Source organism: Mucilaginibacter sp. (assembly GCF_039921305.1).
Classification (GTDB): Bacteria; Bacteroidota; Bacteroidia; order Sphingobacteriales; family Sphingobacteriaceae; genus Mucilaginibacter.
Window position 1 is genome coordinate 120,104 of record NZ_JBDSCA010000072.1, and the last position, 12,668, is coordinate 132,771.

Below are 12,668 nucleotides of genomic sequence, written 5' to 3' on the forward strand. Positions count from 1 at the left end.
GACCGACGAGAGAAATCTTCTGCGAGCTATAGGTCTGCTATAGAAAAGAACACATGTATACTCTTCGCTCGCAAAAGATCTCTCCTATCGTCGAAATGACAAAATTGCAAATCAGTTCCCCCTTCAGGGGGTTAGGGGGCTGTACTTCTGGCATACTTCTTCACCATCCCCTCAATTATCCCCGCCGTTTCATCCGGAAAATTTACTGTAATAACCTTGCTCTCTTCAACCCACGCTCTGAGCTTCGCAACAAAACTATCGTCAATATCATGTACCACCGGAACGCCTAATAATGATGCCGCCTGCGCGTTACATTGCTGCTCGTACTGATCCTTCATCGGTATCATCAAAACTTTTTTACCTAAAAACAGCGCTTCGGCGGGTCCTTCAAAACCGCCGCCGGTTAGTAACCCTTCACAATTGCACATGCTTTGGTTAAAGGCTTCGTTGTTAACCGGGCTAACTGTTACGTTGCCTTCGGTATAGTTGGTTTTTTGGCGTTTGCTGAATATCTGCCAGGGCACATCAACCTGACTCAAATATTTTAGCAGTGTACGGTCATCATAAGCAGGGAGATAAACCGTATAATGTCCTTTATTTTTAGGATCAAGACTGCGGATACCACTACGGATAACCGGAGTATGGATAAAATCGGCATACCTGTCAAAATGGAATCCAATATGATAATTAGTAGGCGAATAATATTTCAACAGCAACTCCGCGGCAGTACTCCGGTGCTCGGGCCGTGGCGTATTTGGCGAAACGAACGAACACTGATGGCTCAACGAAACCGACTCCACCTTCTGCAAACGGCAGGCCCAGGCGGTTACCGGTTCAAAATCGTTCACAATTAAATCGTATTGTTTTAGTGGGATCGAATGGATGTCTTTCCACAACTTCGGCAGGTTCATCAGCTTGTAGGTTGCCCATTTATCAACCCCGCCCTTGTTACCAAACACAAAGCTAAACCCATGATACTGGTATTTAAGCGGCTGCGTTAAAGCCATTTCGGCCTCGGTACCGCTCACCAATAAATCAAGCTCGCCATATTGCTGCAACAAGGGTGCAATTTCACGCGCACGACTAATGTGGCCGTTTCCTGTCCCCTGTATTGCGTAAAGTATTTTCATGTTGATCTATCCCGTAGCCTGCACAAATATAGAAGCTTTAACTACATTAATGCGTCTCTTGTTTAAAGCGCTCTAATAAATCAAGTACATTCATTTTGGCATCCAGATCTTCCGAATCCGTTTTATCATCGTCTTCGGTTTCTATCTCAAAAGCGGCAGGTTCATATTTGTAGATATCCCAACTACCATTATTGTATTCGAGCGAGGTTAAGCTTTCCACCCAATCGCCACTGTTTAAGTATAATACAGATCCGGTTTTCTCTTCATTTTCAATCGTCCTGATCTCGGCATGGTGAATATGCCCGCATATCACATAATCATAACCCTTATCAACAGCCAGGTCGGCAGCCGTTTGCTCAAACTGATTGATAAACTTAACAGCATCCTTAAACTTAGCCTTCACCCTTTGCGAAAAGCTCATCTTTTGCTTACCCATCACCGTAAAGCCCCAGTTCACCATACTGTTGATCAATATTAAAGTATCGTAACCAATAGCGCCCAGTTTAGCCAGCCATTTGGAGTGTTGCATAGTCACATCAAAAATATCACCATGAAATATCCAGGCTTTTTTGCCGTCAATATTCAACAATACTTTATTGAGCAGCTTAAAACTTCCTAAGTCAAAATCGGCAAACTTACGCAGGGTTTCGTCATGGTTCCCGGTAAGGTAATAAACCGGAACGCCATCGGCAATGAATTTGAGTATCCGGCGCAGCACCTTGGTATGCGCCTCGGGCCAGTACGATTTGCTGAACTGCCAGATATCAATAATATCGCCGTTCAAAACCAAAATTTTAGGTTTAATACTTTTTAAATAGCGCAACAGCTCTTTAGCCTGGCAGCCATAGGTGCCTAAATGCACGTCAGATATCACAACAATATCTACCTCACGTTTCGTCATAATGTGCAGGGGCGGCAATAAATATAAGGGGGAGCGGTTTTAATCCGGTTAAAAAAACCGGTTATAGCGGAGTAGTTTTGCCTTTGATTACTCGTCGTCTTCCTCGTCCTCATTTGCTTTCAGTTCGTAGGGGCTGAAGTAAAAGATCATTACTAATGCCAACAGCGCGCCAACTTCAAACACATGGATAAATTCCCAATTCATCTTTTACAAAGTGTTAATACAAATATCTGTTTATCAGATTATCTGTATGTTAAGACGCTGTTAACATTAAAACGTTTCACGCGGACTGAAATTTTTTATCGATGCGCTTTAATTGCTTTAAATGATGCCGGGTATGGATGTCAATAAACCTCAGCCATTGCCTGGCATTGAGCAATCCCAAACGGGGGTGTTTAATTTTACTGAAGCTTGATGCCTTAGTCACAACGGGCACCATTAGGTCCATCTTTGCTTTAAGTTTAACCAATAGGTTACGTGCTTCCTCTTTACCAATATTGTTTACCATTGCGGCAAGCTTATCCGGAGCCTTAAATTTGAACGGAAAACCACCTATCAAAAAAATGAATTGGGCTAACCAACCCATCCGTTTATTATCAAGCTTACCCGTGCCGTTGGCGCAGCGTTCAATAGCGATGAACGAACCTAAGTTTGATTGTAAAATATGCGAGTACACTTCGCCATAGCTCCAGCCACCGCCCGGAGGCGTGGCATTAAAACGATCATCAGGTATCTGATCAAGCTTGCGGCGGTATTCTGCCAGCAGGTTTTCCAGTGATTTTTTATCCGAAGCGATACTCATAACAACAAAGTTAACTCATTTAAGCTGGTAATTTGCACAGGTATATCGGCCGGTTTTTCCAACCCTGCCGGGTTAAAATAAATGGCATCCATCCCAAAACCTAAGGCTCCGCGCACATCGGCCTCAATGCTATCGCCAATCATTAAACTGGTTTCTTTATCAGCGCCGGCTACATTTAACGCATGCCTAAAAATTGCCGGGTCGGGTTTGTTAACGCCCACATCTTCGGATACGATGATCTGATCGAAATACTTTCCAATATCCGTCCCGTTTATCTTTGAGTCCTGTGATTCTTTAAAGCCATTAGTTATTAAATGCATGGTATATTTGCCATGCAGATATTGCAAGGTTTCATGCGCCCCTTCAAACAGGTTAGTTTTGGTAGGACAAATGCGCACATAATCATCCTCAAAAGCTACCGGGATCACATCAGCGCTAAGCCCCAAATCCAGAAACGTTTTCTTAAACCTTGTTTCCCGCAAAGTTTCTTTGCTGATCTTCCCCACATGGTAATCGGCCCAAAGCTGATGGTTGTTGCGGGTATAGGTTTCAATAAAAGCATCCGCCGAGGTTAACCCCAGATCATTTAGGTTATAAGTGATATACAATTCCTGCAAAGTCTCTTCGGCATTCTTATCAAAATCCCAAATCGTATGGTCTAGGTCGAAAAAGATGTGTTTGTATTTGCTATTCATGGAAGATGTATGAGGTAATATGGAAGATGTGTTCAATAAATGTTTATTTTTATTTCCGATGGATTTTATCATCCGCAACAAAGCTACAACTTGAAAAATATAAATCGCGAACGCTTCTTTATCTCTTTCATGATAATCGCCTCCATATCGGTATTTACCTATATCATGGGCAATGGCTACCACCAGGGTGTTTTTGGTAACGGATGGTTTGCGCACCTCATCAATCATTTTTGCAACCTGTGGTATGCCATTTTTGTGTTCCCTAACATTATCCTGTACATGCTTGGGATAATGCAAAACTGGATAGGTTTCGCTTTAGGCGTAATTACAGGTGCATTGTTTTATAGCTGGTTGATCGAGGTTATCTTGATACGACGCAAATCAAAAAACAAATCCGAAATCGAAAATCCCAATTCCGAAATCTAATTCTATTGTCATTAAAAAACTCCCTTAAACTAAACTACATGTGCAAACGTATTTAATAGTGAACATCAGTTTGCACTGTTGTTTGATAAGGTTTGATTTAGGGGGAGCCACGGGTTGGTTCCCCTTTTTTATTGAGCTTTGCCCCAACAAAATTTCATCCTATCTGTTCATTTATTTTATTGTCGCATCTCATTCCGATAGCTATCGGAACTCCTATCTTTTTTGTATTTTTGGTAACCTATGGATTTTAAGATCACATCTCAATATGTACCCACCGGCGATCAGCCCGAAGCCATCAAACAACTGGTGCAAGGCATTAACAATGGCGATAATTACCAAACGCTGTTAGGTGTTACCGGTTCAGGAAAAACATTTACCGTGGCCAACATTATTGAGCAAACTCAAAAGCCAACGCTCATACTAAGTCACAACAAAACCCTGGCCGCACAATTATACGGCGAGTTCAAACAGTTTTTTCCGGAGAATGCGGTAAATTACTTTGTATCTTATTACGATTACTACCAACCTGAGGCATTTATCCCCTCGTCCAATACTTATATCGAAAAAGATCTTCAGATCAATGAGGAGATCGAAAAACTACGTATCCGCACCACTTCGGCCCTAATGTCGGGCCGTAGGGATGTAATCGTGGTATCGTCTATTTCCTGCATCTATGGTATGGGTAACCCGGAAGATTTTGCCAACTCGGTATTCCGCTTCGCGGTGGGCACACGCATTAGCCGCAACGCCTTTTTACACCGTTTGGTTGAGATACTCTACGCCCGCACCACGGCCGATTTTAAACGTGGTAACTTCCGCGTAAAAGGCGATGTGGTTGATATATGGCCCGCCAATATGGATTATGCCTATCGTGTTTCGTTTTTTGGTGATGATATTGAAGAGCTAAGCACCTTTGACACCGCCACCGGAAAAACCGTCGAAAAGATGCAGAACATGGTGGTTTATCCCGCCAACCTCTATGTAGCACCGCGCGAGCGTTTCCAGCAATCCGTTTGGGAGATTCAGGAAGAACTGGAAACCCGCAAAAAACAATTCATTCACGATGGCCGCTTTTTAGAAGCCAAACGTTTGGAAGAAAGGGTGAACTACGATCTGGAAATGATACGCGAATTAGGCTATTGCTCCGGTATCGAAAACTACTCCCGCTTTTTTGATGGCCGTGCCCCCGGTGCAAGGCCGTTCTGTCTGCTGGATTACTTCCCCGATGATTACCTGATGGTGATTGACGAGAGCCACGTAACCGTACCGCAGATACGCGCCATGTATGGTGGCGATAGATCCCGCAAAATATCACTGGTTGAGTACGGCTTCCGCCTGCCTGCCGCTTTAGATAACCGCCCGCTCAACTTTCAGGAGTTTGAGCGTTTGGCACCCCAAACCGTTTACGTAAGCGCCACCCCCGGCGATTTTGAACTGGAAAAATCTGGCGGCGTAGTTGTGGAACAGGTAATACGCCCAACCGGATTATTAGACCCGGTGATAGAAGTTCGCCCGGTAATTAACCAGGTTGATGATCTGCTTGATGAAGTAGACAAAACCATTAAAATGGGCGATCGTATATTGGTAACCACCCTAACCAAACGCATGGCCGAAGAACTGGCTAAATACATGGACAGGCTGGGCATCAAATGCCGCTACATCCACTCCGAAGTTAAAACCCTGCAACGGGTAGAAATACTTCGCGGCCTCCGCTTGGGCGAGTTTGATGTACTTATCGGTATCAACTTACTGCGCGAAGGTTTGGATCTGCCCGAGGTTTCCCTTGTCGCGATTCTGGATGCCGATAAAGAAGGCTTCCTCCGCTCTGAGCGCTCATTGATACAAACCATTGGCCGCGCCGCCCGTAACGACCGGGGCCGGGTAATTATGTATGCCGATAAAATAACCGATTCCATGCGGGTAACAATGGAAGAAACCAATCGCCGCCGTGATATCCAGATAGCCTACAACACCGAACATGGCATCACTCCAACAACAGTAGGTAAATCGCGCGAAGCTATCATTGAGCAAACCTCGGTTGTCGACTTTAAAGGTGGTGTTCAATACGCCTACGTTGAAGATACCGCCGCCAACATAGCTGCAGATCCGATTGTCCAATACATGACCAAGGCCGAACTTGGTAAATCCATCGAGAATACCAAAAAAGAAATGCTTGCCGCCGCCAAAGGCATGGACTTTTTACTCGCCGCCAAACTCCGCGACGAAATGTTTGCACTGGAGAAAATGATGGAAGAGAAGTTTTCGTAAGATGGAAACAGAATTTACTTTGTTAGATGTTATCAAAGATTATCAGAAAACTGCTGATAGGGCGGTAACTATCTTTAAAACCAAATATCAAGTTGATAATATTCTTGAAGGATGGCATAGCAGGCTTTATGAGCAAACAGGCTCACTTAAGGAGTACGGAGTTAATTTCTATGCTTTTCATGGAATTGGTTTAGCTATACACTTTGAAGATAAGATGATTGATTTTGACTTCGCGTTTTTCCCTGAACCCCGTCATGATGGCTTTGATATTTGGAGACTTAACGGGTTTGTTAGTGAACAACCAATAAAGTATACAAGATATCTTGCTAAAGGTATACTTGAAATAGAATTTCAAAACTTAATAAATCAAGGAATAATAGCAAAGCCTAATCTGGAAGATTCGACGACATTGTATTTCTTAGTTTAACTCCTTCTTCTGTAACAAGTTTGTTCGCAACCTTATACTTATTTAATTTTCATCAAAACTTCATTTAACCCGGCTATTGTTGTAGAATCAAAACATCCGGCCAATGAAACTCAGATATAAATATACCTTTTTGTTTATCCTGCTTATCTCTTGCTTAATGGAGGCCTACTCTCACTCAGAGCAAAACCCCGCTATGCAAAAAGCGCCAAAAAGTGTAAAAGTTGATGGTAAACTAACCGAGTGGGGTGATACCTTAACCATGTATGATAGCAAAAGCAAACTCAATTACACCATAGCCAGCGACGATTCAAACCTATACGTTGCAGCCTTTGTGCGCGATAAGCAGCTCAAACGCAAAATTATGGCAGGTGGCATAACCATATCTGTAAACGGCCAGGGCAAAAAAAGCAAAACCTGTAGCCTTACTTACCCCATCCCCGATAAAACAGCCTATATGAACCGCAATCACGATGATGATGCCGATGATATGCCACGCCCGTCGTTAATCGAATCAACCAGTATCCGTGTAGCCGGATTTAAAGAAGTAGAGAGCGACGTGATCACCACCTCAAACACCTATGGTTTTAACGCGGCATTGGGTTTTGATGATCAGCACAATCTAATATATGAAACCGCCATACCTTTAAGTTTACTTCATTTAAAAACAGGCAAAAATAAAATGGCTCAAGTGGCTATCAACATCTCCATCAACGGAATGGAAAAACCAGCCAATGGCCAAGGCGGTGCTGGCCGCCGTAGCGGCATGGAAGGCGGCGGTATTGGTGGCGGAGGAGGCATGGGCGGCGGTGGAGGTATGGGTGGAGGTCGCAGAGGTGGAGGCGGTGGCCGTGGCGGAAACCGTGGTGGTGGCACAGGCAACCAACAGCAAGACAGATCTACCCTATCACAACCAACCGATTTTTGGGTTGAACTTACCATAGCCTCGCATTAATAATAATAGGGTCATATTTCAAGCTCTTACTTAATATTTTTTAAAAAAAATAAATTAGTTTTTCATAACTTGCAGTACACTAACCAACTTATCTATGAAAACAAAATATTACATTGCTCTTGTTCCATTATTTGGGATATCAGTACTTGGCATAAACGCCAAAGCGCAATCTAAAACTCATGTTATACAAAGGGCACCTAAAGTTATTACTATTGATGGTACTGTAGCCGAGTGGAAAGATTCGGCACCCAAGTTTGATGCCACCAATAAATTGGGCTATACCGTAGCCAATGACGATAACTATTTATATATATCGGCCTTTACTAAAGATTTACTTACCGAGCGTAAAATACTATTGGGCGGAATAACCATTTCGATAAACACAGCCGATAAAAAAAACAAAGCTTATCAATTGACCTACCCGGCACCCGGCACATTTTTAAAAAGCAACCCGGCCGATACCATTAAAACTATCAATATCAAAACATCAGGCTTTAATGGTGGTGATGCGGAAGTTAATGCAACAGCAAATACACAAGGCTTTAAAGCTGCATTAAAATTTGATGATTATTCAAACCTGGGCTATGAGATCGCTATACCATTAAAACAATTGGGGTTAGTGGCAGGTACAACCAATCAAATTAAAATGAATATTTGCGTAAATGGTGTAGAGTCACTCGCGACAATTTCTGAACCACAAATTGTGATCGAAGATCACGCATACTTACAAGAAGTTAGAGGTTACCGGCCCAATTTTGATCCATCATATAAAGGTACGATAGCTGAAGCACGTATGCCTACACCCCATGTTGAGCTTCCTGGTAAAGGTCCAGAAATTACTGTATCCCATGATTTTGATCTAAAAGTAGCACTGGCGACTAATTAATTATTCAATTGATGTAGCTTTCTTATCCAAATGGCAAGAAAGCTACATTATTATTGAATTGCCCTACCGCCTTAAATTACACTCTCCATAATATTCACAAGGCATTAATTTACACTTAAATTAAAAAGGCATATCATAAGCAAACTATTTTATCGTTATTAACTTTATATATTTGTGCTTTAAATTTATCCAATGTCTGGTATAGTTGAATTTCTTCTCATCGGCGCGCTTATTTACTACGGTATACGTGCGCTTATACGTTTATTGCTCCCCATGCTTTTTCAAAGTTTAGTGAACAAGGCTCAGCAAGGTGGTCAGCAACAATATAACAATCAATCAACCCGCCGCCCAACCGAAGGTTCTGTACGTGTTGATAATGCCCCAAAAACTAAAAGCTCAATACCTGATTCGGAAGGCGATTACGTCGATTTCGAAGAGATCAAATAACGATGCTCCCCGAAGAGGTTTATAAGCGCAGGCATTTTGGCACCCCCCAATCGTTTTTCCTGATAACGGTAAACTACGTTGTGCTTGCCCTGGCCGTGCAGATGTTTGCCGCCTGTAGCCATATCCAAACGTTTTTTTGGGTGGTGATTGCTGCACTTGCAGCTTACAACGTTTACAAAATACGCCGCGACCGCGAAGAATACGATAAAATACGTATTATTGCTTATGTAATTAGTGTTGCCGGTATGGTACTCCTGTTTTTTGCATTTCGCATCAATTTGCATTGTTGATAGCCAAATACATAAATAGTTTCTATTCCCGGCCAAATTCCTATTTTTGAAGCTCATATCTCATATTAATGAACAATTGGTTTAAACAAAATGGCATTCATTTGGCCATTATCGGCATATTTTTCGCCATTAGCTTTGTATACTTTACGCCTGCTTTTAAGGGTAAAGCATTAGGTCAAAACGACGTAACGCGCGCGCAGTCCACTCAAAAAGAGATCATGGATTACCACGCCAAAGACACCACCATACTTTGGACCAACCAAATATTAGGTGGTATGCCCGCTTTTCAAATATGGGCACCATATCCGGGTAACATCACCACGCACATTGTTAGCACACTAAAGTCTGTATTCCCAAGCCCTATTGATACCGTATTACTCCTTCTGTTAGGCGTTTACTTCTTACTCTCCGTTTTAAAACTCAATCCATGGCTGGCAGCAGCGGGGGCATTGGCGTTCGCCTTTTCGTCATACAATATTATATTGATGGTTGCCGGACACGCTAACCAGGTATTCGCAATAGCATTTTTTGCGCCGATACTGGCAGGCATAATTTTAGCTTTACGCGGAAAATATCTTCTGGGAGCATCGCTTACCGCGTTTTTCCTGTCGTTAGAGATCAGGGCCAACCACATCCAAATGACTTATTACCTGCTTATCGCGATATTGCTATTGGTAGGCTTTGAACTATACAATGCCATTAAAGGCAAAACTTTGGCAGCTTATATCAAAGCTATTGCCTATTTAGCCGTAGCAACTTTATTAGCTATCGCGGTTAACGCGTCGTTATTATGGAGTACTTACGAGTACGGTAAATACACCACCCGTGGCCAGTCAAACCTTACTCAAAACACCAAAGAACCAAGCAACGGCCTGGCTAAAGATTACGCCTTTCAATACAGTCAGGGTATTGGCGAAACCATTACCTTTTTAATACCTAACGCCTATGGCGGCGGTAGCGGCACCCCTCCGGGCGAAGGCTCAAACATTGCCAAAGCATTAATAAGCAATAATGTTGATCCGGCCCAGGCCGAAACCTTTGCACAGCAATTTTCACTTTATTGGGGTGATAAGCCATTTACCGAGGGGCCCAATTATTACGGGGCAGCAGTATTCTTCCTGTTCATATTCGGGCTCATTGTAGTGCGTAACCGCATCAAATGGTGGTTGCTTAGCGCCATTATATTATCCGTACTGTTATCATTTGGCAGTAACCTGGCATTCCTTTCTAACTTCTTCTTTAACTACTTCCCGCTATATAATAAGTTCCGCGCGGTTGATTCTTTCCTGGCTATCACCATGCTATGCTTACCGGTATTGGCATTCCTGGGTATTAACGAGGTGATCAATACCACAGATAAAGCCCCGCTATTTAAAAAGCTCCTTATCGCCTTATATATTACCGGCGGTATCTGTTTAGCCATTCTTATCCTGCCAGATCTTTTCCTCTCGTTTAAAAACGCGGCAAACCAAAACATAACAGATCAGCTAACACAAGCCTTTAAAGGCAACCGCGAGGCCGCCCTTGCTGTTATGCGCGGCTTAACCGACGATCGTATAGCCGTAGCCCGTGCCGATGCATTCCGCTCATTAGTACTGGTGCTAATCGCCTTTGCTTTACTATGGGCGTTCATCAAACAAAAGATCAACACTACCGTGCTATCCATAGCTTTTTTGGTGGTTACCCTGATAGACTTATGGCAGGTAGATAAACGCTATCTTAAAGATGATAGCTTTGTTGATAAGCAAGAGGCCCTGGCGCCAAAACCACGTGATATCGACCAGATCATTATGCGTGATAAAGACCCTGATTTCCGTGTGTTCGACGTAACACAACCCATCATGACCGATTCGTTCACACCATATTTCCACAAATCCATCAGTGGTTACTCGGCAGCGCGTTTAAAACGTTATGATGAAATGGTGGATAACCAATTATCCAGAAGCATTAATCAGGATGTATTGGATATGCTGAATGTTAAATACATTATCACTACCGATCAAAAAACACAAAGCCTGACCATGCATGCCAACGAAACAGCATGTGGCCATGCCTGGTTTGTAAAAAATGTAAAATACGCCGCTGACGCTGACAAAGAAATGCAGGCCATCAGTAGCTTCAACCCTTCTGAAGAAGCCATTGTAGATCAACGCTACAGCAAACAGATAGACGAGAAACAAACCGCTTTAGATACCAATGGATCAATCAGCCTGGTAAGTTACAATCCCGATCACATGATCTACCAGAGTGGCTCGATAACACCACAGGTAGCTGTATTCTCTGAGATCTATTATGAAAAAGGCTGGGCAATGCTAATAGACGGCGCCGAGAAACCATACTTCCGCGCCGATTACGTTTTGCGTGCCGCCCAAATACCTACAGGAAATCACAAAATCGAGTTCGTATTCCACCCGGCATCATACTATACCGGCGAGAAGATCTCAATGGCAAGTTCGGCTATCATGATACTGGCCCTGTTCGGCGCCTTGTTTATGGAAACCCGTAAAAAACAAACACCGGCCAAACCGGCAGCAGCTAAAAAGTAACAGATCAACAATAATATTCAGTATAGCGATGCGTGTAAAAACTCATCGCTATTTTTTTGCCCTAACTTTTCGGGAAAAGATGGATATTACAACATAGCTTGATTCCTGCATCTTGACTCTTGGTTCTATTCAAGGGGGGATTAAGGGGGATTTTCAGTATCTCATATTTTCTAACCCATTGCCATTTTAGCAATCCATAATAACCGCAATAATTAACAAGGGGGGAAATTGTAAGACTTTTTCGCTACCTTCTGAATGCCCTTTACAAAATCAATAATAAAACACCAACAGAAACCAAAATCACCTTAATAACGGTAATAACAAACAGGATGATTTAAGAGATCATTTACCTGCTTAATTGCGTTCTGCCGTTATACAAAAATACGGAAATAAACCCAGATAGCCGTTATTAACCATTGCTAATGATAAGCAGTTCGTGCGCAAGTTCAATTGTATCCACAGCAACTTCGTTCCCGTCAGATTTTAGATCCGTACTTGTAATTTTAGTGGGCCAGGCATTTTTCAGGGTCCATTGCATAGTTACCTTACCGCTTTCATCAAGCAGTTTGATAAGCACCGTCCTTCTCTTTACCACATTCATTTTAATCTCGGCATGCCAGTTCCAAAAAGAATTGTCGTTAATAAACACCCCTCTTTTTAAAGTTACATTACCGTACTTAGTTATGCCGGGCATCTTTTCGGTACTAAACAAAGGGCTGTTACTTTTCCGGTATTCAATAACCTGGTTTTCAACCTCCATTCCAGATACTTCCTGAAAAGCAACGCCTTTCAATTCCGTTCCAAAATCTACTTCGAATCTAAACTTCGGCATGGGCCATGTTGCGCCTTCTTTACTGCCATCGTCATTCACCATCTTCTATTTATTTAAGGGATATCA

13 protein-coding genes are annotated in these 12,668 nt (G+C 42.7%); 8 read left to right on the forward strand and 5 right to left on the reverse strand.

What is annotated here, in order from left to right:
• Positions 1-131 precede the first annotated feature (131 nt).
• The 4 genes from ABIN91_RS20710 to ABIN91_RS20725 form a co-directional block, all read right to left on the reverse strand.
• On the reverse strand, positions 132-1,130 hold the full coding sequence (locus ABIN91_RS20710) for a glycosyltransferase family protein (protein ID WP_348053475.1): 999 nt from the start codon (positions 1,128-1,130) through the stop codon (positions 132-134).
• A 46-nt stretch (positions 1,131-1,176) separates the two neighbouring features.
• Complete coding sequence (locus tag ABIN91_RS20715) at positions 1,177-2,031, reverse strand: UDP-2,3-diacylglucosamine diphosphatase (protein WP_348053477.1); 855 nt, start codon at positions 2,029-2,031, stop codon at positions 1,177-1,179.
• A 280-nt stretch (positions 2,032-2,311) separates the two neighbouring features.
• The gene (locus ABIN91_RS20720; protein WP_348053478.1) at positions 2,312-2,833 is read right to left on the reverse strand and encodes a DinB family protein; all 522 of its coding nucleotides are present in this window, start codon (positions 2,831-2,833) and stop codon (positions 2,312-2,314) included.
• A complete protein-coding gene (locus tag ABIN91_RS20725) occupies positions 2,830-3,528 on the reverse strand; it encodes a YjjG family noncanonical pyrimidine nucleotidase (protein WP_348053479.1) in 699 nt (232 codons plus the stop codon). The genes ABIN91_RS20720 and ABIN91_RS20725 overlap by 4 nt, the downstream gene beginning before the upstream one ends.
• A gap of 129 nt (positions 3,529-3,657) precedes the next feature.
• On the opposite strand from ABIN91_RS20725, the gene ABIN91_RS20730 reads away from it, so the two are divergent.
• From ABIN91_RS20730 to ABIN91_RS20765, 8 genes are all read left to right on the forward strand, one after another.
• Positions 3,658-3,954 (forward strand): hypothetical protein, encoded by a 297-nt coding sequence (locus ABIN91_RS20730; protein ID WP_348053481.1) that lies wholly within the window; start codon positions 3,658-3,660, stop codon positions 3,952-3,954.
• 240 nt (positions 3,955-4,194) lie between these two features.
• Positions 4,195-6,222 carry an excinuclease ABC subunit UvrB gene (gene uvrB / locus ABIN91_RS20735; RefSeq protein WP_348053483.1) on the forward strand — a complete coding sequence of 676 codons (2,028 nt, stop codon included), beginning with the start codon at positions 4,195-4,197 and terminating at the stop codon, positions 6,220-6,222.
• A gap of 1 nt (position 6,223) precedes the next feature.
• Positions 6,224-6,649: a hypothetical protein gene (locus tag ABIN91_RS20740; RefSeq protein ID WP_348053484.1), complete on the forward strand. Its 426-nt coding sequence runs from the start codon at positions 6,224-6,226 to the stop codon at positions 6,647-6,649.
• Positions 6,650-6,752: 103 nt separating this feature from the next.
• A complete protein-coding gene (locus ABIN91_RS20745) occupies positions 6,753-7,601 on the forward strand; it encodes a hypothetical protein (RefSeq protein WP_348053486.1) in 849 nt (282 codons plus the stop codon).
• Positions 7,602-7,695: 94 nt separating this feature from the next.
• Entirely contained in the window at positions 7,696-8,487 is a 792-nt protein-coding gene (locus tag ABIN91_RS20750; RefSeq protein ID WP_348053488.1) for a hypothetical protein, read from the forward strand.
• Positions 8,488-8,679: 192 nt separating this feature from the next.
• On the forward strand, positions 8,680-8,934 hold the full coding sequence (locus tag ABIN91_RS20755; protein ID WP_348053489.1) for a DUF4834 family protein: 255 nt from the start codon (positions 8,680-8,682) through the stop codon (positions 8,932-8,934).
• A 2-nt stretch (positions 8,935-8,936) separates the two neighbouring features.
• Positions 8,937-9,224, forward strand: coding sequence for a hypothetical protein (locus ABIN91_RS20760; RefSeq protein ID WP_348053491.1), 288 nt, complete (start codon positions 8,937-8,939; stop codon positions 9,222-9,224).
• 68 nt (positions 9,225-9,292) lie between these two features.
• A complete protein-coding gene (locus tag ABIN91_RS20765) occupies positions 9,293-11,770 on the forward strand; it encodes a hypothetical protein (RefSeq protein WP_348053492.1) in 2,478 nt (825 codons plus the stop codon).
• A gap of 409 nt (positions 11,771-12,179) precedes the next feature.
• On the opposite strand, the gene ABIN91_RS20770 is transcribed toward ABIN91_RS20765, so the two are convergent.
• On the reverse strand, positions 12,180-12,644 hold the full coding sequence (locus ABIN91_RS20770; RefSeq protein WP_348053494.1) for a phage tail protein: 465 nt from the start codon (positions 12,642-12,644) through the stop codon (positions 12,180-12,182).
• Positions 12,645-12,668: the final 24 nt, after the last annotated feature.